Raw genomic sequence first — 17,969 nt, 5'->3', positions numbered from 1 at the left:
TTTTATTACATAACTTTCTTGTATTTTTCAACTGAAAGAAAAGAATGATTACTATATATGTTGTTCGAAAGTATTTGAGAAAAATAGGAAGAATTTCAACTATATTCATATTATAATTTAGTTACCACACCATTTACTTTTACTATCTTTGGAGGTGTTCTATATGCACGATGCATTTTCACGCATAAGACTACGCAGTTTTTTTGGATGGATGATTATAGGGCTGTTCCTTACGATGATCCCATTAGGTCTATCAAATGTTTCTGAGAATACGACGGAGGTTATTTCACAAATAACTGTGTTTTTTGTATTTCCGTTATTTTGGTTATACGTAAAAACCAATAAAAATAATGTTATATTTAACAGTTTTTTTGATAAGCCAGGACGTTTACCGTGGGGATTAATTGTGTTAGCAACGATAATGGGAATGATTTTTTCCGTTGGTATATCTCATATTCAATTTTATATATTAGCACATACGTTACCGAGTTTCTTAGTTACTATGTTAGAAGACGGAACTGTTATTAATACGAGTAACATATATATGACGATATTTACTTTCATTTCAGCATGTGTATTAGCACCAATTATGGAAGAGGTTATTTTTAGAGGCTTCTTTTTACAGCGAATGGCTTATAAATGGGGAATTAAAAAAGCTGTCATTATATCTTCCATTATTTTTGGCTTAGGACATTTTGATGTTATTGGTGCGTTCATGTTTGGTGTTGTAATGTGTCTTTTATACATAAAGACGAAAAATATATGGACGAATATTGCTGTACACGCTCTAAATAATTTCATTGCAACAAGTATGCAATTTGTCGGCGGAGAAGAGAGTAGCGCCATTTCAATTCCTGAATTACAAGCGCAAAGTAATTTATGGATCGGTATCGGTCTTACAGTTGTTGGATTACTTTGGTTAATTCCTTACGTTTGGAAACAATGGCGTATGGTAAAAGAAGTGGGTGTGCCACCAGTGCGCTTCATAAATGAGGAAAAAGTAGTGAGTGCATCAGAAGGAAATGAAATGTATAGTCAAGTGATTGTAACAGATAGATTGATGGCTGTAGAGCTACCAGATGAGGCTGTAAATAAGCTCCGATTAGAAGAAAATGATTATGTAACAGTATCTGTAGAAGACGATAAAATCGTTATAAAGAAAGCACATAATAGATAAGTAAAAAGTAGCTCTTTGTGAGCTACTTTTTACTTTGTAATAATTTCCACACGAAAATTATTGCCGTTCTTTACATATTTAATATCTGTAACAGTACGAACTGCTTTTAAAATCTCAACTTTTTCACCAATTCGAGGGATAGTCGGAACATTATCCCAAATGCCAAGCAAGTCATCTAAGTGTGCCGTTTTTTCATAAAACCAGATTTTCAATGTAAAGCCCCTTTCTCGAACTTTATGTATTTTAATACATAATATATTATTTTTATTCTTATTGTAAGAGGTTTTTATATATTTTATGAATAAAAATTAATTAATCTTCTGGGAAGATATGTTCAATATCAGGGGTAAGAGATATTTCTGATAATACGATATGAGAAACGGTCGTTGCATATGAAGAAACATCATTAATAAATTCTTCAAGTTCAACGAGTGAAGGAACAGAAATTTTTACAATGTAGCATAAGCTTCCTGTTACGCGGTAACAAAAACTTGCAGATGGATAGGACTGAATAAACTGTTGCATACGTGTTGTATCCCCGTTTTTTAAAGTGATTTCTAAAATACAGTCTAAAACAAGTCCTGCTTTTTTATAATCGATATCGATTGTGTATTTTTTGATTACGCCTTCACTTTCGAGTTTACGAACACGTTCTGCAGTAGACGGAGCAGATAAGTTTACTCGTTTCGCCAATTCACGCATGGAAAGGCGACTATCATTATATAATTCATTTAAAATTTTTCGATCAACACGGTCTAGTTGCATTTGTAAATATACCTCCAGTAAAATGATAATTTTTGTAAAGGAAAAATATAAATTAAGATTCATATGAAATGTAAAGAGAACTTTATTTATTTTACAATAAAACTGAAGGGAATAGGAGGGAAAATAATGGAGAGAATTTCATTATCAAATGTAGGAGATACAAAGTTTCAAAAGTTATTAGGTCATAATCCGGAAATATTATATTCGTGGAGTACATTAGAAAATACACTGTACAATAAAGGAACTCTTTCAGCAGAGCTGAAGGAACAAGTGAGAAGAACATTAGCGTATGGGAATGAATGCCCGTACTGTATGGCAAAGGGAAGGCCTGATGATATGCAAAAGGTAGAAGAAATTGGTGTAGCAGTAACTTTTGCGCATACATTTATTCATGGCAAAAAGGCGATAGATGATAATATGTTTCATGTATTGAAACAATATTGGACGGAAAAAGAAATTGTAGAGCTTTGCGCTTATATTTGTTTTATTACTGCATCGCAACAACTTGGTTTTCTATTTCAATTACAGCCAAACAAAGGAGAAAATGATGATGAATCAAATAGCACTTATCATAATTGATGTACAAAAAGCATTTCAATTACCATACTGGGGTGAGAGAAATAATCTTTTTGCTGAAGAAAACATGAGAATGTTATTAGAACAATGGAGAAAAAGGAAGCGACCGGTTTTTCATATTCAACATGTAAATAAAGAAAATGCGCAGTCGATGTTTTATGAGAGAGCGGAAACAGTCAACTTTAAAGAAGAGGTGCAACCACTACCAGGTGAAGTGGTTATTCAGAAATCTGTTAATAGCGCATTCATTGGGACAAATTTAGAAGAGCGATTAAGAGAGAACAAATGTAATGCAGTAGTGATTGTAGGATTAACGACAAATCATTGTGTGGAGACTACGACACGAATGGCAGGGAATTTAGGATTTAAAACATTTTTAGTGAGTGATGCGACGGCTACTTTTAACCGTAAAGGTCTAGATGGTAAAGAGTATAGTGCAGAAGATATTCATAATATGACACTTGTAAATTTACATGAAGAGTTTGCTACAATTATAAAGACAAAAGAAGTATTAAAATTATTTTAAGAAAATAATTACGAATTATGTAGAAAAAAATAAGAATATTTCGTATAATTTAAGTACAATCATTTTGAAAATAGGGGTGGCATCATATGGAGCAAATTCCGGTAAAGAGAATAGAAGAAGTACTTGTTGTAGCAGGGGATGATAAACAAAAGCAAAAGGAATTTTATGAATTGCTCTTATCTACTGAGTTTTATGTTGCTGGCTCACTAGAAGCAGAGGAAGGGGCAACAGAAGGAATACTTCGCTTGCGTCATTTCCAAGGAGAGGGTAGATGGATCGTTCCGTTCTTTACACAAATGGAATTTGTAAAAGACGTGTTGCCAGAAGGAACACCCCTTATTACGATACGTGGGAAAGAATTATTTAGTAGCATTGAGAAAGATGCTACAGCAGTATTAAATGTCGGTACTGATATAAGTAAAACATTTATTCCAGAAGAAATTGCAGATATCGCATCTAGACGAATTTTTAACTATTATAAATAAAGTGAAAATTTAATCAGTGGGGGGTTTCTTCATCCCCCACTGATTATTAGTTGAACCAATCGGGCTTTAATGGGCAGCCCGACCCCCACCTAACTTCTTTGCTTTCGCTGCATTTTGAGGTGGGGGTCTTACTGCCCATTAAAGCGGGATAAAAGGAAAAGCATAATCGCTTTTCCTTTTTAATTTGAACACGGGGTCGCTACGCCAGAAGAAATAGAGAGTGTTTTATTATGTGTACTTATTGTCGCTGTAGCTCCAAGAGGAATCCCAATGTTTGGGCTTATATGTCCAATCGGTAAACCGAATAGGACAGGTATAGCATATGGAGTGAAATATTCATATAGTATTGTTTGCAATGATTGAGATGGTTTAGAAGGAGTGCAGTCATGACAACTTGTAAAAATAACGCCACTACATTCATTAAACTTTCCAGATAAAAGTAGCTGATTTAACATACGGTCAATGCGATATGGTTCTTCCCCAATGTCTTCAAGCAATAAAAGTTTATTGGCTGTATTTATCTCGTAGGAGGAGCCAATGATACTCGTTAACACCGCTAAATTGCCTCCAACTAACTGACCTGTAATTGTACGGGAAGGGCTAGGTACGATACATTCTGATGCAGATAAAATGGTTGAATACGGATGAAAGAGTTGATTGAAAGAAGATAAAGAAAGAGAATCTACACCTTTCCCTAATTCTTCAATCATTGGGCCATGAAATGTCACAAGCTTTGCATAACGTGAAAAAGCAGTATGTAAAGCTGTAATATCGCTATATCCCCAAAAGATTTTAGGGTTTTGCCGAATGATTTCATATTGAATGTGGGGGAGGAGACGAGCACTTCCGTAACCACCTCGTGCACAGAAAACGGCTTTTACTTCATGGTTTGAAAATGCTTCATGTATATCATCGAGCCGAACTTGATCGCTTCCAGCTAAATATCCATATTTCTCATAAACACTCTTCCCGATTACTACAGACAACCCCATTTCTTGTAGTACAGTTACACCTTTTAATACATTTTCAATTGTTGGTGGGCCGGATGGTGCAATAATCATTACTGTATCACCTTGTTGTAATGCATTTGGATATATCATTTTTTTCAGCCTCCTTCACTTTCAATATATTCGCTTCATAGGAAGTTCACCCCTTGTAAAAGAAGGGGAAAGTTTGTCAAATAAAGAAGATATAAAGGGAATAGGAGGAGAGATGATGTTTACAAGTCGAGTTATAGATACATTACAAATTAAGTATCCAATCATTCAAGCCGGTATGGCGGGTGCGATTACAACGCCAGAACTCGTTGCAACTGTGAGTAATAGCGGAGGATTAGGAACGCTTGGAGCAGGCTATATGAGCCCAGAACAAATTCGTGAAGCGATTTATAAAATACGGGAACGAACAGATAAGCCCTTCGGTGTTAATTTACTATTAACGAAAGAGATACAAATAGAAGAAGAGAAGATAAACTTGGCCAAGGGATTACTTAGCGGAGTGAATAGAGAATTCGGTATAGAGGAAGAAGAACAGTTAAAGCTTCCAAAAAGTTATAAAGAACAATTACAAGTGTTAGTAGAAGAAAACGTGCCAGTCGTTAGCTTTGCATTTCAAACGTTAGAAAAAGAAGAAATAAATGACTTGAAAAGAAGCGGAATAAAAGTCATCGGAACAGCTACTCATGTGGCAGAGGCGAAAGTACTTGCTGAATTAGGAGTAGATATTATTGTCGGTCAAGGTAGTGAGGCAGGGGGCCATAGAGGAACGTTTATCGGGAAAGAACAGGACTCTATGATTGGGACGTTCGCATTAATTCCGCAGTTAGTAGCAGCAGTTCCGCATATCCCGATTGTTGCAGCAGGTGGTGTAATGAACGGGCAAGGGCTTGTTGCGGCATTTACACTGGGAGCAGAAGCTGTTCAAATGGGATCAGCCTTTTTAACGAGTGAAGAGAGTATTACGCATGACGTGTATAAAAAAGCGGTTTTACGTAGTACAGATACGAGTACAACTGTGACTCGTGCGTTTTCCGGGAAATATGCACGAGGTATTCGTAATGAATTTATAGAGAAGCACGAAGGGAAAGAAGAAGACCTTCCGATGTATCCGGTGCAAAATGTATTAACCTCTAAAATACGCCAACAAGCAGCAAAGCAAAATAATGGAGAATATATGTCACTTTGGGCAGGACAAGCGTCATCATTAGCAAGAATAGAATCAGCTCAGCATGTAGTGGAGCGAGTGATGAAAGAAGCAGATAACGTAATTGAACAATTGCAAAATGTATATAGAAAAAGACCACTTGAATAATTCAAGCGGTCTTTTCTTTAGTTTGCTTTATAAAATTGTTGGATGGCTTCATCAATATAAACCCAGCCTTTCCAACCTAAGTGCATGTGATCTTTTAAGAAGTATTTATCATACTCATGATTTGAGAAGTCGGCAATTGGATAGCCAGCTTTCTCAATTTGCTCATGAACTTTCTTATAGTACAATTCTCGGCGTTCTTTCGGGAAGCCAGCGTAATCGTACCAAGGACCTTTTACAGGAACAGAAATGAAGAGTGGTTTTGCACCAGATTGTTTTAATAAATCAAGTACAATTTGTAAATCTTCATATTCTGGCGATTGATCATAAGCATCATTTTTTAAGTAACCTTCACGTTGCTTTAATTTCTTCTTGATTTTGCTGTTGAAGTAACCATCTTCAATACCGTAATTGTTAGATCCAGATTCTGCTGCACCTGTTTGATCTGCATGTTTACGAGCCTCTTCCCAGCTCATTTGTTTTAATGACGGGTCAAGTTTTTCTTTATGCGGTTTAATATTAAACATAGCTGTAAATAAATCTTTACGATCTAAAATGTTACGATAAATATAAGCGAAAGGTTTAGCAGCAAGTGCTTTTATTTTATGCTTTGTATCATCGTAAACGATACCTTCAAGCGAAACTTTAAGTAAAGTTTCTTTCTTAACGATCTCAAAGTTTAATAAACGCTTTGCAATTTGCTTTTTCATTTCAGGTTTTACATCATCGTTGAAAATGAAGTGGTAACCTTGTTGCTTTGAAAAGTTAGGTGCAAAGTGTGTTTCATCAATACCTTGTGGCACAAACCATTGCGGAGAAAGAACGAATACCATTTTCTTATCCTTCAATTGATCCATCGTAGATGCAAAGTTTAATACATGTACAAGGTCTTGTGTTCCGCCACGTCCAAGTAGGAATGGTGTGAATCCTTCAGGCTTTACTTTGAAATAATTTGATGGATGGTAAGCATCCATACGTGCGAATTCCGATGAACCATACATTGGAAGGTATTTCGGGTCTGCTAACATCTTTTGCTGTAAAATCATACTTTGAATCTTTTCTTCTTTTAAAGAAGTGGCAGCTTGTTCTACTTTTTCATCACTTAAAAGTGGAAGTAGGAAGCGCGTTGGAATAAGTAAGAATACAGCAAAAAGGGCCAATGCTAAAAGCATCGGACCAAATTTTGCTTTGTTCATCGGATTTCTTCCAACTTCTTAATAACCATGTTTGGAGTAGCCCACTCGTCACGGTCAAAATCAGAAATAGAAACTTCAATATCTAAACGCTCTTGGAATTCAACTAATAAAGATACTACAGCGAAAGAATCAAGAATACCTTCTTCAAATAATTGAACATCTAAGTTTTCTTTCACAATATCGTTTTCACATACTTCTTCTAAAATATCTAATACTTGCTCTTTGAATTCTGCCATTTTTAAAATCTCCTTTATATCCGAAATATATTATATGTGCAACTTCTTAATGGTATAAGAAGGGTGCATTAAAAGTATCTGTTAAGGTGTCCAGAGAAAATGAGGAAACCGAAACATACAACGTGGAACGTAATTACAATCGCAAGGACGTGTGTAAATTTATTGTTTGGCCAAAACTTATGCTTCTTGTTTTTTCGTTCAAAAATATCGAATAAAATAAACAGTGCGGCATGATAAAGACCATAAATAATGTATTGATACACATGCTCACCAGTAATATGCCAAATTCCCATAATGAAGAAGTTTAAAAATGCCCCGATATACGAAATAGTGTAACGGTTCTTAATTAACTTTTTCTTCGTTGCAAAAAAGACGAAACGCATGTAAATAAAATCACGGAACCAGAATGATAAACTCATGTGCCAGCGGTTCCAGAAGTCTTTAATATTACGACTAATGAACGGTTTATTAAAGTTTTCTGGCGTTTTAATACCCATCATATAACTCACACCAATTACAAATGAGCTATAACCAGCAAAGTCGAAGAATAAATATAAGCTATAGCTATACATGTAAATCATATTGGATAGGATTGTATCTTGCTGTGCAAATGCCGGATCCATAAAATATTGCTTTATTAAGTAAGCGATAATAAATTTATACAAGAAACCTTGGAAAATACGGTTTAATCCAGTATATAGTAAATTTTGATATTCTTCTGCACTAGGTGGCTTTTGAATATCTTTTTGGAATCTACGGTAACGATCGATAGGTCCCGTTGAAATAGCTGGGAAGAATAAAACGAATTCCCAAAAATTAAAGAAGGATAGTTCTTTAATTAAACCATCACGAACTTCAAATACCATTTGTACTGCCCTAAATGTTACATAAGACATACCTAAAAATACAATAAACTTTAGGTCAGGTGCAAATGGTGCGATTTTTGCCAAAATAAGTGGCAAAATTGATAAAATAACAGCTATACAAAACGTGAATGTACTATTATTTTGTTTTCTTAAAAGTAAATAGCCTTTAATTAGGGCATATTGCCAAATAATAAATGCGGCTAACATAATCGCTTGCTTCGGTTTATCTGAGAAGATAATAGCAAGCATGACTAATGTTAAAGCGGCATTATATTTACGCAACATTTTACCTTTTAATCCAGCTATGATAGTAGGTATTAATAAAATGCCCACTATAGCGAAAAAATAAAATGATCCATATGCGGTCATGCTGTAACCTCACTCAATAATTTTTTGCGATCTACCTTTCCATTTGGTGTCATTGGAATAGAAGATTGATACATGAATTTACGTGGAATCATGTAGTTTGGTAATCGCTCATTGAGTTCTTTTTTGATTGCAGATGTTAATTTGAATTCTTTTTCAAATGAATGTTCTCCAGGAACAACAACCGCTAATAAATAATCGTATTTCTCACCTTTTTTAATTGGAACGATAACTGCTCCTTCTACGTAAGAACACGCACGAAGGTGATGCTCAATTTCTTCTAATTCCATTCGATAACCATGCAGCTTAATTTGGAAATCAAGACGACCATTATAGAATAGAAGACCATTTTCAACATAGCCAGCATCGCCTGTTTTATAGGCGCGCTCACCGTCAATCATAGTAAATGCTTTTTCTGTTAATTCAGGGCTTCCTAAATATCCAACGCTTACGCTTGGACCGACAATTACGATTTCACCTTTTTCACCATCAGGTGCAATCGTTCCATCTTCTTTCATAATAAGAAGGCGGCAGTCTGATTTACAGTAGCCAACTGGAAGTGATTTGTATTGATCAAGTACTTCTTCTGTAATGTGAATACCTGTTACAGCGACAGTAGCTTCAGTTGGACCGTACGTATTCATAATTGTTGCTTTTGGGAAACGCTCAATTAATTTTCTAGCTACTTCATTTGGTAACACTTCACCGCAGAATAAGAATGTTTTCATGTTCGGTAGCATACTCTCAGAGAAAGATGCTTCCATTAAACACATCTCTGCGAAAGATGGTGTGGAAGTCCATACTTGTATATCCGATTGCTCTAAAGAAGCAAACAAGTCTTTTGGACGTGCAATCATATCTTTATCGATTGCCCAAAGTGTACCACCTGTTACTAATGATGGGTAAATATCCATGACAGATAAATCGAATGAGAAAGGTGCTTGGTTTAAGAATACTTGCCCCGTTTGTAAGTTGAAATCTTCTACAGCCCATTTTGTAAAACTTACAAGGCAGTTATAAGTAATCTGAACCCCTTTCGGATTACCTGTGCTTCCTGATGTGTAAATAATGTAGAAGTTTTCATCACCTTTTACCGCATGTTCAGGATTTGGAGTTTTCCCTTTATGAGTAAAGAAAATATCTTTTAAGTTGTCCTCACTTACAATGCGAACTGGTAAATCAGCTACAGTTACTTCAGTTCCTGATAAAAGTAGTTTCGCACCAGAATTTTCAGCGATACGTTGTACACGATCAGCTGGGATAGATAAATCTACAGGAATATAAGCATGTCCAGCTTTTACACATCCTAAAAAGTTAATAATCATTTCAGGTTGCATATGGCCATACACCATAATTGGTGAACGATCATCTGGATACTCAGAAGAAATCCAATGTGCTAACGCATCAGAATCTTCCTTTAATTGTTTGTACGTAATTTTCGCATCTCGCCAAACAAAAGCAGTTTGATCAGGCGTTTCAATAGCCCACTTTTCAATTTGTTCTAATAACTTCATAACGTTCCCACCCTAGAATTCATTGTAAATAAATGTACTTGTGTTTGTATCATGGAATCCATACAACCAAAGTAATGCAAATAAAATTGCAAGGTAATAAACCGTCTTTGCAACCCATTGTGTGAGTGGTCGAGACCATATCTCTTTTAATCTTTCCATGTCTTTCCCTCTCTTAATGAAATAATAGCTCTTTGTAGGTATCATGTCCTACATTATTGTGAAAAAAACAAAATTCCACATTTTAGGTAAAAATAAGTCAAAAGGCTCTTTTCTGATATTAGCACTAAATACTAAAAAAGAAAATCCCTAACTTAGCAATTATATTACATTCAGCATGAATTTGTAATGGATTTGATATGTAAATAGGAAGTGGATTGTGTGAATACATAAAAGTGGACTAGAAGAATACGTAAAATATAGTATTTGTGCTTATGAGTCATTCGAGACGAAGTAAACTTTTACATTTCTAGCCCTTTTAAAAAGGAGGAAATTATCATGGATAGAGTGTGGAAGAATCTAATTTCGGAAGAAAACATCGTGAAATGGAGAAGGTATTTCCATAAGTATCCAGAATTATCGTTTCATGAAAAAGAAACTTCGCAATTTATATATGATACAGTATGCTCATTTTCTTCTTTTGAAGTAACGAGACCGACGAAGTATAGTGTACTAGCAATTAAAAGAGGAACGGAACAAGGGAAAGTGATTGCGATTCGAGCTGATATAGATGCGTTGCCAATTCAAGAGGAGACAAGTAAATCTTATACGTCTGTGAATAAAGGTGTAATGCATGCATGTGGGCATGATGCTCACGCGGCTATTTTGTTGGGTACAGCAAAAGTGCTAGCAAATATAAAGGAAAATTTTGCAGGTGAGATCCGTCTATTCTTTCAGCATGCAGAAGAGGTGTATCCCGGCGGGGGACAAGAAATGGTTGAAGCAGGCGTAATGGATGGTGTTGATTATGTAATAGGTTTACATGTTATGTCAGGACTTGAGAGCGGGAAGATAGGCATTGCGTATGGGCCGATGATGGCTGCACCAGACGTATTTACAGTTGAAATTCAAGGGAAAGGAGGGCACGCGGCGAGGCCAGAAGAAACGATAGATCCTATTGCTATCGGAGCACAGATTATTACAAATTTACAACATATCGTATCAAGAAATACGAGTGCTTTTATGCAAAGAGTCGTTTCGGTTACGCAGTTTCATGGGGGGATGGCTGATAATATAATTCCTAGTGCAGCAATTTTAATGGGAACTGTTCGTTCATTTAATCAAGCATTAAGGATAGAAGCCGAAGAGAAAATTGAGAAAATCGTGAAAGGAATTACAGAAGCACATGGAGGGTCGTATACATATTCGTATCGATATGGATATGATCCGGTTATTAATGATGAATATATTACGAAAGTAGTAGAAGAAAGTGCACTACATTTGTTTGGAAATGAGCGTGTTGTGAAGCTTGAACCTTCTATGGGAGGAGAAGATTTTTCGGCATATTTAAGAAAAGCACCTGGTTGTTTTATTAAATTAGGGACTGGTAATAAAAAGATAGATACTTGCTACCCGCATCATCATCCAAAATTTGATGTAGATGAATCAGCTCTCATTTATGGAGTGGAATTATTTTTAGAGACAACAATGAGATTATTGAAATCATAGAAAAGTATAAAGTGAAACTTTAATCAGTGGGGGTTTTACTGCCCATTAAAGTGGGATAAAAAAAGGCAACTGCGCTCTATCGCAGTTGCTTTTATTTCTTTCCGTCAGAGAGGGCTGAGAAAGAACTATGCTCATTTATAGTATATGAATAGCTAACGGACAAGCTTGTACATTTTAATCATTTTAAAAAAAAAAATTGTTGACAGTGATAATCAATGTCAATTAATCTAAAAGTAGTTGAAATTGATAATTATTATCAATAGGGTGGATGCGACATGTTAATGAGAAAAAAATTTCACCTTCTACGGAGGGGATTAAAAGATAAAAATAAAGAAGTTGATCAGCATATGGAATGGCAACGAAATGTAATTCGTTCTGAATATGTAGATGAGAAGAAGAGCATTCAAACAGAAAAAGAGATACAAAGTAAAGGGAGAGGTTCAGTTGAGTAAGTTAGTAATGATTTTTGCAAGTATGAGTGGAAATACAGAGGAAATGGCTGATCATATTGCCGGCGTGATTCGTGAAACTGAGAATGAAATTGAAGTGATTGATATTATGGATTCACCAGAAGCTTCTATATTAGAACAGTATGATGGAATTATTTTAGGTGCATACACTTGGGGAGATGGTGACCTTCCTGATGATTTCTTAGATTTTTATGACGCAATGGATTCTATTGATTTAACTGGGAAAAAAGCGGCAGTATTCGGATCATGTGATTCGGCTTATCCAAAATATGGCGTGGCAGTTGACATTTTAATAGAAAAGCTAAAAGAACGCGGGGCAGAAGTTGTGTTAGAAGGATTAAAAGTAGAATTAACGCCAGAAGATGAAGATGTAGAGAAATGTTTACAGTTTGGAGCTGAATTTGTAAAACACCTTTCTTAATGGCAGAAGGGAGATGAAGAGCAAGTGCATGAGAAAATCGCAATTAAAACGATGACAGATTATCATTTGTATGATTTTATGCGTTGTCCACATAAATTTTATTTTCGTCATATAAAAAGAAGAGAACCTTCTTCGTTTGAATGGCAACAAATCGCACAAATGATTGTGAATCGAATTATTAACGAATATTACACACTACCGGCAGGCCAACAAACGAAAATTGTACTTTTAATATTAATAGAAAAGTATTGGAAAAAAGTAAGGGTTAATATGTTTGCTTCGAAGATGGAGTATTACATTGTGTTAGCGAAGCTAACGGATCACTTATTACAGTTTGTTGAAAGAGATGATAGTCAGACACCGCCGTTATTTTTATATGAAAAATTTCAAACATATATGGAAGAGTTAGGTGTCCACATGTCATTGACATTAGAAGTTGGTGAGTGGAGTACTGAGTCGTTTGTAATTAAAAAGTATGTTGTCGATGCGGATGAGGAAATGCTTGCTCTTTGTCAAAAGTTAATGACAGTATTCAGTTATAAAGCTTTCGGCATTCTTCCAGGGAAAATTGAAGTTATTAATTTAATAGAAGGAACTAAGTATGACTACATTCCGAAACCGGAAGATATTATAACTGGAATGGCTCATTTATCTAGAATGAAAGAAATGTTACAGCAACCTGAGCATTATACAGAGCGTCATTTTCGTTCTGAGTGTATAAGTTGTGCATTTCGTAGTGAATGCCAAGGGGAAGAAGTAAAGAAAGAAGCGAAACAGAAGACAAATATCGTACATTAAAGAATGCAATGTTGCATTCTTTTTTGTTATTGACATGAAAAGCTTTTCATCATGTACCGTATATTTGTAGCAGATTTTAATAAAGGGAGGAATAATCAATGAAAGATGAAACGCAAGTATTTCAATGGTTAAAAGAACAGAATGCCCCTTTTGGAATTCAACTGCAAATTTTACAGGCATTTCAACTGTATAAAGTCATTGTTGAAATGGATAAAAAGTTAATGTTATATGAGGAGAGAGAATATAGGGAGAGAATGTAATCTCATCCCTGTAGTATTGTTTTCAGTTGTTCTATACCAGCTAAAAACTCAAGTTCATTCTTTGTTTCAAAGTTATAAATCATATTATGTAGTAAAGGACTGTATTGATAAAAATTTGTGATACGGTGAATGAGTAATGGATCATGGTGTGAAGTAAGTGTACTGTATTGTTCATATACTGATGTAGTAAATTCATGTCCGAAATCATAAGATAGCCCAGCAAAATCAAAGGCAGGATCTCCAATTTGAGCATCACCAAAATCGATAATCCCTGAAATGGTTTTATTTTGTTTATCAAATAAAATGTGATGATGTGTAAAGTCGGCGTGAATAATTGTATTTTGAAAAGCAGATGTATCGATACATGTAAAGAAATTTTTGAATAAACGATTTAAAGACAATTTTTGGAACGAAGTAAGGTTGTTGGTAACATATTGATTTAACTTAGCTTGTAGCTCTTTCCAGTAGGTAAGTGTTTTTTCAATAGGGAATCCTAACGCTGTAACACTTTTTAAAGGAATACTATGTAGAGCAGCAAGGAAAGTTGCTAATTGTGTAATAAGTGCTTTTCGTTCTTGTTTTTCTAGTGTAGTAACTATTTCTGTTTTTAAAGGTTCACCATGAATGAGAGTATAGTAGCTACAAAGCGGAATAGCATCAGTATTCTTTTCATAGAATAGGTGATATTTTGGAACTTCAATTTCATGTAGTGAACAAGAGAGAAGTGTGCATAGTTCTTTTTCTAATGGAATTCGCATTGCATATTCCTGTTTTCGCGGGAAACGAAACAGTAGCTCATCATTTACTATAATCGCTACATTATCCCATCCTTCCTCATTTTGTTTGTAGGAATGTATAGAAAGATTAGGTAGAGCTTCTTTAATATATTGTTTGTAAGAGTCCATAATTGTTCCTCGTTTCTAAGTTAAGTTATTCTACTCCATGATATCAGAATTTTCTTTCTATATGTTAAAATATAGTTATCATTATGAAGAGGGGCGGGAGTGTTATGAAGAAAAGACTATTAATCACTTCTCTATGTATCGCTTTTGGATTGTTTTGGTCATATAAAGAAGAGGTTTTTGCGAGCTATAAACCGATTGATCAGTACGGATTAAATAAGGAATTAAAAAACAAAAGTATAGAAGTTTTAACTCATAATGAAATGAAAAAGGTAGGAGAACATTTTGTGACAGAGCAACTATCAGTGTTTGGATTTCATAATAAAGAACATGTAAAACGAAAAGGTGAAGAAATATTTTTAAATAGTGGGTATGAACAATTAATGAAAAACTATTATCCAAATCGTTTTCAGGATTTAGAGTATAAATTTATAAACGGAGAGATACGTGAAGTAACGGATGAAAGTTTTCTCTATCAAACTGTAGCGTACGTGGCGGGTACTGAAAATGGTAAGAGAAGCGAAATGAAATTGAATTATGAAATGAAAATTGTAAAGGTTAATCATATATTTAAGGTGTTAGAACAAAAACAGTACGTACAATAAAGTGAAACATGAATCGGTGCCATAAATATGCTATAAATAGCGGAATAAAAAATCCCCCAGTTCTTTGAGGGATTTTAAAGGTTTTCATTTTGTTGACCAATTTCTTTTTGAGCAATATATAAATTTCCTTGCTCGACTTGTTTCTGAGTAAGAACCGAATCACCTGCATACCCTTTTTCTGTTTTCACAATTCTTTTTGAACGATTGGAATTTTGTTTCTTCATATAATAAACCGCCTTTCATCAAAAATAAACGAAAATGATAAGCACGAGTAATACAGCAGCAAAAATGGTAATACCCATTAAAAACGAAGTGTTTTTATATTTAGGTGGCTTATGTACATCTTGCCGATATCCAGGTGAAATTTCAGGGGCGAATTCTTCATCGAATGATTGCTTTTTTTCTTGTTCGTCCATATGTACCCACCTTTCTTTTTCATTATGTTATACGTTTAAAGAAAAAATATGCATAAAGAAAACCGCCCTCTATCGTGAGCGGCGGTTTTCTTTATGCATATTTTCTTTGGACTTGAAAGAGACGGATAAGAAGGAAGGTGGCGCCAAATGCTAGACCGATAATAAGACCAATCCAATATCCTTTTGCTGCCCAGTCCGTATACGTTGCTAATATGTAACCGAGAGGGAGACCGATTACCCAATAAGCGATTAATGTCATAATTAAGGAAACGTTTACGTCTTTATAACCACGTAGTGCCCCTTGTACAGGAGTTGCAATTGCATCTGAAATTTGAAATAAAATCGCAAATATAAGAAATTCTTTTGCTAAATGATGAACTTGTATATCTGTCGTATAAATAGAAGCAATTTCATCATCAAAGAAGTAAAGAAGAATGGAATATAATAGGGCGAATGCAAGTGCTAAGCCAATCCCAATAAACCCATATTGTTTTGCGTTATTATATCGTTTCGCTCCAACTTCGAATCCAACAGCGATAGTCATTGCCATTGCTAAACTTAAAGGCGTCATATATAGCAAGGAAGCGAAGTTCATAGCCGCTTGATGAGCTGCGATTGTTGTCGTACTAAAATTACTCATCATAAGTGTTACTGCAGCGAAAATACTCGTTTCAAAAAAGATAGCAAATCCGATAGGGACGCCAAGTTTTAAGAACTCTTTCCAACTAGAAAGAGAAGGGCGATATAACTGTTTAAAAATATGGAAAGATGCAAAAGGCTCTTTCGTACGAATAATCATAACGGTAATAATTAAAATGCACCAATAGGTTGCTGTAGAAGCAATTGCTGCTCCGACACCACCGAGTTTTGGAAAACCGAAATGCCCAAAAATTAATACATAATTTAATATTACGTTAATAGGTAATGATAGTAACGTAATAATCATCGTTGTGCGAGTTTTTCCTAATGCATCAATAAATCCACGTAAAACAGTGTAAGTAAATAAAGGAATAATTCCAATTGCAATAATACTTAAAAATTGTGCTGCAATACGTTCCACCGGTTCTTCTAATCGCATGCCATTTAAAATGGGTGTAACAGCGAAAAATCCAATAAGCATAACGACGAAGCTAGCGCAAATTGCTAAATAGACTGCTTGTATGACGACTTGGGGAACATCTTCTTTTTTCTTGGATCCAACGAGTTGCGCAACAATTGGAGTTGTAGCCATCAAAATACCTGTTAATCCCGTACTAACTGGAATCCATATACTCGTTCCGATAGCAACCCCTGCTAAATCAATAGGGCTTGCATGTCCTGACATTGTTGTATCAAAAAAGCTCATTGCAAATAATGACATTTGCGTAACGAAAATCGGGAAAAATAGTAATACAAATTGTTTTAATTTTTGTGAGAATGTATTAGTTTCTTTCATAAAATCCCCTTTCTACGTAAAAAAGAAAACTCTTACTATCATACAATTTAATCAAAAAATAGAAAAGGAATAAGCTTATTAAAACTACGGTTTGACTATAAAAAAGGATGCACTTTGAAAGGGGATAAGGTATTATGGTAAGGTATGAAAAAATTACATATTATTAGTTATTAAGGAGGCACTACTCGTGGCTGATTGGTTAATTGGAATAATCATGGGTGCTGTTGAAGGTTTAACAGAGTTTTTACCAGTTTCATCAACAGGGCATATGATTTTAACAGGTCATTTACTTGGATTTGACGATGAGAGAGCGAAAGTTTTCGAAGTTGTTATTCAATTGGGATCGATTTTAGCAGTTGTAGTTATATTTTGGAAGCGTCTATGGTCTTTAGTAGGTATAGGGAAAGTAACAGACGGACCATCGTTAAATTTATTACATATTATTATCGGAATGATTCCTGCCGGCGTACTTGGCGTATTGTTCCATAGTGCGATTAAAGAAGTTTTATTTGGGCCAGGCCCAGTTGTCATTAGCTTAGTGGCTGGTGGTATTTTAATGATTGTTGCTGAGAAGTTTTCGAAACCAAGTACAGCAAGAACATTAGATGAAATCACATATAAGCAAGCATTTACAATCGGAATGTTCCAATGTTTAGCGCTTTGGCCAGGATTTTCTCGTTCTGGTTCTACAATAAGTGGTGGTTTATTAGCTCGCGTGTCACATACAGCGGCAGCTGAATATACATTCATTTTAGCAGTACCAATGATGGTAGCTGCAAGTGGCTTAGATTTAATTAAAAGCTGGGATATATTAAGTGCGGCTGATATACCGTTATTTGCAACAGGATTTATTACGGCATTCGTTGTTGCAATGCTTGCAATTGTTTCATTCTTAAAATTATTATCTCGTGTAAAACTAACACCGTTTGCTTACTACCGTTTCATTTTAGCTGCGGTATTCTATTTCTTCATTATGTAATAAA

24 protein-coding genes are annotated in these 17,969 nt (G+C 35.0%); 12 read left to right on the top strand and 12 right to left on the bottom strand.

Annotation, left to right across the window (positions count from 1 at the left end; translation table 11 throughout):
- Positions 1-163: 163 nt before the first annotated feature.
- Entirely contained in the window at positions 164-1,177 is a 1,014-nt protein-coding gene (locus ACTFRS_RS17435) for a CPBP family intramembrane glutamic endopeptidase (RefSeq protein WP_139869659.1), read from the top strand.
- A gap of 29 nt (positions 1,178-1,206) precedes the next feature.
- Here ACTFRS_RS17435 and ACTFRS_RS17430 read toward each other — a convergent pair whose 3' ends face one another.
- Both ACTFRS_RS17430 and ACTFRS_RS17425 read right to left on the bottom strand, forming a co-directional pair.
- Positions 1,207-1,389 carry a DUF3913 family protein gene (locus ACTFRS_RS17430; protein ID WP_074610755.1) on the bottom strand — a complete coding sequence of 61 codons (183 nt, stop codon included), beginning with the start codon at positions 1,387-1,389 and terminating at the stop codon, positions 1,207-1,209.
- 100 nt (positions 1,390-1,489) lie between these two features.
- Positions 1,490-1,942: an Lrp/AsnC family transcriptional regulator gene (locus ACTFRS_RS17425; RefSeq protein WP_139869658.1), complete on the bottom strand. Its 453-nt coding sequence runs from the start codon at positions 1,940-1,942 to the stop codon at positions 1,490-1,492.
- 63 nt (positions 1,943-2,005) lie between these two features.
- Here ACTFRS_RS17425 and ACTFRS_RS17420 point away from each other — a divergent pair, with 63 nt between their 5' ends.
- From ACTFRS_RS17420 to ACTFRS_RS17410, 3 genes are all read left to right on the top strand, one after another.
- A complete protein-coding gene (locus tag ACTFRS_RS17420) occupies positions 2,006-2,521 on the top strand; it encodes a carboxymuconolactone decarboxylase family protein (protein ID WP_139869657.1) in 516 nt (171 codons plus the stop codon).
- Positions 2,490-3,044: a cysteine hydrolase family protein gene (locus tag ACTFRS_RS17415; protein ID WP_431085160.1), complete on the top strand. Its 555-nt coding sequence runs from the start codon at positions 2,490-2,492 to the stop codon at positions 3,042-3,044. The genes ACTFRS_RS17420 and ACTFRS_RS17415 overlap by 32 nt, the downstream gene beginning before the upstream one ends.
- An 86-nt stretch (positions 3,045-3,130) precedes the next feature.
- Positions 3,131-3,529: an SseB family protein gene (locus ACTFRS_RS17410; protein ID WP_098923671.1), complete on the top strand. Its 399-nt coding sequence runs from the start codon at positions 3,131-3,133 to the stop codon at positions 3,527-3,529.
- A gap of 179 nt (positions 3,530-3,708) precedes the next feature.
- Here the strand turns inward: ACTFRS_RS17410 and ACTFRS_RS17405 are convergent, their stop codons facing one another.
- Positions 3,709-4,629, bottom strand: a complete 921-nt coding sequence (locus ACTFRS_RS17405) for a S66 peptidase family protein (protein ID WP_431085161.1) — start codon at positions 4,627-4,629, stop codon at positions 3,709-3,711.
- 115 nt (positions 4,630-4,744) lie between these two features.
- On the opposite strand from ACTFRS_RS17405, the gene ACTFRS_RS17400 reads away from it, so the two are divergent.
- The gene (locus tag ACTFRS_RS17400) at positions 4,745-5,839 is read left to right on the top strand and encodes an NAD(P)H-dependent flavin oxidoreductase (protein WP_431085162.1); all 1,095 of its coding nucleotides are present in this window, start codon (positions 4,745-4,747) and stop codon (positions 5,837-5,839) included.
- A gap of 17 nt (positions 5,840-5,856) precedes the next feature.
- Here the strand turns inward: ACTFRS_RS17400 and dltD are convergent, their stop codons facing one another.
- From dltD to ACTFRS_RS17375, 5 genes are all read right to left on the bottom strand, one after another.
- Positions 5,857-7,032: a D-alanyl-lipoteichoic acid biosynthesis protein DltD gene (gene dltD / locus ACTFRS_RS17395; RefSeq protein WP_139869653.1), complete on the bottom strand. Its 1,176-nt coding sequence runs from the start codon at positions 7,030-7,032 to the stop codon at positions 5,857-5,859.
- Positions 7,029-7,268 carry a D-alanine--poly(phosphoribitol) ligase subunit DltC gene (gene dltC / locus ACTFRS_RS17390; RefSeq protein ID WP_000807310.1) on the bottom strand — a complete coding sequence of 80 codons (240 nt, stop codon included), beginning with the start codon at positions 7,266-7,268 and terminating at the stop codon, positions 7,029-7,031. Before dltC ends, dltD begins: the two co-directional genes overlap by 4 nt.
- Positions 7,269-7,336: 68 nt before the next feature.
- On the bottom strand, positions 7,337-8,503 hold the full coding sequence (dltB, locus tag ACTFRS_RS17385) for a D-alanyl-lipoteichoic acid biosynthesis protein DltB (RefSeq protein WP_139869652.1): 1,167 nt from the start codon (positions 8,501-8,503) through the stop codon (positions 7,337-7,339).
- Positions 8,500-10,014, bottom strand: coding sequence for a D-alanine--poly(phosphoribitol) ligase subunit DltA (gene dltA, locus ACTFRS_RS17380; protein ID WP_139869651.1), 1,515 nt, complete (start codon positions 10,012-10,014; stop codon positions 8,500-8,502). Before dltA ends, dltB begins: the two co-directional genes overlap by 4 nt.
- A 12-nt stretch (positions 10,015-10,026) precedes the next feature.
- Positions 10,027-10,173, bottom strand: a complete 147-nt coding sequence (locus ACTFRS_RS17375) for a teichoic acid D-Ala incorporation-associated protein DltX (RefSeq protein WP_000440293.1) — start codon at positions 10,171-10,173, stop codon at positions 10,027-10,029.
- Positions 10,174-10,509: 336 nt separating this feature from the next.
- On the opposite strand from ACTFRS_RS17375, the gene ACTFRS_RS17370 reads away from it, so the two are divergent.
- The 5 genes from ACTFRS_RS17370 to ACTFRS_RS17350 all read left to right on the top strand — a co-directional run bounded on the left by ACTFRS_RS17370 (position 10,510) and on the right by ACTFRS_RS17350 (position 13,628).
- Positions 10,510-11,679, top strand: a complete 1,170-nt coding sequence (locus ACTFRS_RS17370) for an amidohydrolase (protein WP_431085163.1) — start codon at positions 10,510-10,512, stop codon at positions 11,677-11,679.
- A gap of 275 nt (positions 11,680-11,954) precedes the next feature.
- A complete protein-coding gene (locus ACTFRS_RS17365) occupies positions 11,955-12,131 on the top strand; it encodes a hypothetical protein (RefSeq protein ID WP_000929012.1) in 177 nt (58 codons plus the stop codon).
- Positions 12,124-12,570, top strand: a complete 447-nt coding sequence (locus ACTFRS_RS17360) for a flavodoxin (protein ID WP_000041150.1) — start codon at positions 12,124-12,126, stop codon at positions 12,568-12,570. Before ACTFRS_RS17365 ends, ACTFRS_RS17360 begins: the two co-directional genes overlap by 8 nt.
- A 24-nt stretch (positions 12,571-12,594) precedes the next feature.
- Complete coding sequence (locus tag ACTFRS_RS17355) at positions 12,595-13,368, top strand: hypothetical protein (protein ID WP_431085164.1); 774 nt, start codon at positions 12,595-12,597, stop codon at positions 13,366-13,368.
- 98 nt (positions 13,369-13,466) lie between these two features.
- Complete coding sequence (locus tag ACTFRS_RS17350; RefSeq protein ID WP_016716967.1) at positions 13,467-13,628, top strand: hypothetical protein; 162 nt, start codon at positions 13,467-13,469, stop codon at positions 13,626-13,628.
- Positions 13,629-13,630: 2 nt separating this feature from the next.
- Here the strand turns inward: ACTFRS_RS17350 and ACTFRS_RS17345 are convergent, their stop codons facing one another.
- Positions 13,631-14,533, bottom strand: a complete 903-nt coding sequence (locus ACTFRS_RS17345) for an aminoglycoside phosphotransferase family protein (RefSeq protein ID WP_431085165.1) — start codon at positions 14,531-14,533, stop codon at positions 13,631-13,633.
- Between the two features lie 83 nt (positions 14,534-14,616).
- Between ACTFRS_RS17345 and ACTFRS_RS17340 the strand changes: the two genes are divergently transcribed.
- The gene (locus ACTFRS_RS17340; protein ID WP_431085166.1) at positions 14,617-15,135 is read left to right on the top strand and encodes a biotin transporter BioY; all 519 of its coding nucleotides are present in this window, start codon (positions 14,617-14,619) and stop codon (positions 15,133-15,135) included.
- Between the two features lie 74 nt (positions 15,136-15,209).
- On the opposite strand, the gene ACTFRS_RS17335 is transcribed toward ACTFRS_RS17340, so the two are convergent.
- From ACTFRS_RS17335 to ACTFRS_RS17325, 3 genes are all read right to left on the bottom strand, one after another.
- Positions 15,210-15,359 (bottom strand): hypothetical protein, encoded by a 150-nt coding sequence (locus tag ACTFRS_RS17335; protein ID WP_000744619.1) that lies wholly within the window; start codon positions 15,357-15,359, stop codon positions 15,210-15,212.
- An 18-nt stretch (positions 15,360-15,377) separates the two neighbouring features.
- The gene (locus ACTFRS_RS17330; protein ID WP_242294233.1) at positions 15,378-15,551 is read right to left on the bottom strand and encodes a 2-isopropylmalate synthase; all 174 of its coding nucleotides are present in this window, start codon (positions 15,549-15,551) and stop codon (positions 15,378-15,380) included.
- Between the two features lie 91 nt (positions 15,552-15,642).
- Positions 15,643-16,986: an MATE family efflux transporter gene (locus tag ACTFRS_RS17325; protein WP_431085167.1), complete on the bottom strand. Its 1,344-nt coding sequence runs from the start codon at positions 16,984-16,986 to the stop codon at positions 15,643-15,645.
- Between the two features lie 187 nt (positions 16,987-17,173).
- Between ACTFRS_RS17325 and uppP the strand changes: the two genes are divergently transcribed.
- A complete protein-coding gene (uppP, locus tag ACTFRS_RS17320) occupies positions 17,174-17,965 on the top strand; it encodes a bacitracin resistance undecaprenyl-diphosphatase (RefSeq protein WP_000796248.1) in 792 nt (263 codons plus the stop codon).
- Positions 17,966-17,969: the final 4 nt, after the last annotated feature.

Origin of the sequence: Bacillus cereus group sp. MYBK139-1 (genome assembly GCF_051916915.1) — a bacterium.
Classification (GTDB): Bacteria; Bacillota; Bacilli; order Bacillales; family Bacillaceae_G; genus Bacillus_A; species Bacillus_A pacificus.
Note: the sequence above shows the minus strand (reverse complement) of the source record. Positions and strands in the feature narration are given on the sequence as shown.

What these genes read in the sequence shown, in the direction of transcription:
- dltC (WP_000807310.1), bottom strand. Translation starts at nt 7,268, where the DNA reads ATGGCAGAATTCAAAGAGCAAGTATTAGATATTTTAGAAGAAGTATGT.
- ACTFRS_RS17370 (WP_431085163.1), top strand. Translation starts at nt 10,510, where the DNA reads ATGGATAGAGTGTGGAAGAATCTAATTTCGGAAGAAAACATCGTGAAA.
- ACTFRS_RS17415 (WP_431085160.1), top strand. Translation starts at nt 2,490, where the DNA reads ATGATGAATCAAATAGCACTTATCATAATTGATGTACAAAAAGCATTT.
- dltB (WP_139869652.1), bottom strand. Translation starts at nt 8,503, where the DNA reads ATGACCGCATATGGATCATTTTATTTTTTCGCTATAGTGGGCATTTTA.
- ACTFRS_RS17425 (WP_139869658.1), bottom strand. Translation starts at nt 1,942, where the DNA reads ATGCAACTAGACCGTGTTGATCGAAAAATTTTAAATGAATTATATAAT.
- ACTFRS_RS17435 (WP_139869659.1), top strand. Translation starts at nt 164, where the DNA reads ATGCACGATGCATTTTCACGCATAAGACTACGCAGTTTTTTTGGATGG.
- ACTFRS_RS17325 (WP_431085167.1), bottom strand. Translation starts at nt 16,986, where the DNA reads ATGAAAGAAACTAATACATTCTCACAAAAATTAAAACAATTTGTATTA.
- dltA (WP_139869651.1), bottom strand. Translation starts at nt 10,014, where the DNA reads ATGAAGTTATTAGAACAAATTGAAAAGTGGGCTATTGAAACGCCTGAT.
- ACTFRS_RS17330 (WP_242294233.1), bottom strand. Translation starts at nt 15,551, where the DNA reads ATGGACGAACAAGAAAAAAAGCAATCATTCGATGAAGAATTCGCCCCT.
- ACTFRS_RS17365 (WP_000929012.1), top strand. Translation starts at nt 11,955, where the DNA reads ATGTTAATGAGAAAAAAATTTCACCTTCTACGGAGGGGATTAAAAGAT.
- ACTFRS_RS17420 (WP_139869657.1), top strand. Translation starts at nt 2,006, where the DNA reads ATGAAATGTAAAGAGAACTTTATTTATTTTACAATAAAACTGAAGGGA.
- ACTFRS_RS17340 (WP_431085166.1), top strand. Translation starts at nt 14,617, where the DNA reads ATGAAGAGGGGCGGGAGTGTTATGAAGAAAAGACTATTAATCACTTCT.
- dltD (WP_139869653.1), bottom strand. Translation starts at nt 7,032, where the DNA reads ATGAACAAAGCAAAATTTGGTCCGATGCTTTTAGCATTGGCCCTTTTT.
- ACTFRS_RS17335 (WP_000744619.1), bottom strand. Translation starts at nt 15,359, where the DNA reads ATGAAGAAACAAAATTCCAATCGTTCAAAAAGAATTGTGAAAACAGAA.
- ACTFRS_RS17410 (WP_098923671.1), top strand. Translation starts at nt 3,131, where the DNA reads ATGGAGCAAATTCCGGTAAAGAGAATAGAAGAAGTACTTGTTGTAGCA.
- ACTFRS_RS17350 (WP_016716967.1), top strand. Translation starts at nt 13,467, where the DNA reads ATGAAAGATGAAACGCAAGTATTTCAATGGTTAAAAGAACAGAATGCC.
- ACTFRS_RS17375 (WP_000440293.1), bottom strand. Translation starts at nt 10,173, where the DNA reads ATGGAAAGATTAAAAGAGATATGGTCTCGACCACTCACACAATGGGTT.
- ACTFRS_RS17400 (WP_431085162.1), top strand. Translation starts at nt 4,745, where the DNA reads ATGTTTACAAGTCGAGTTATAGATACATTACAAATTAAGTATCCAATC.
- ACTFRS_RS17405 (WP_431085161.1), bottom strand. Translation starts at nt 4,629, where the DNA reads ATGATATATCCAAATGCATTACAACAAGGTGATACAGTAATGATTATT.
- ACTFRS_RS17345 (WP_431085165.1), bottom strand. Translation starts at nt 14,533, where the DNA reads ATGGACTCTTACAAACAATATATTAAAGAAGCTCTACCTAATCTTTCT.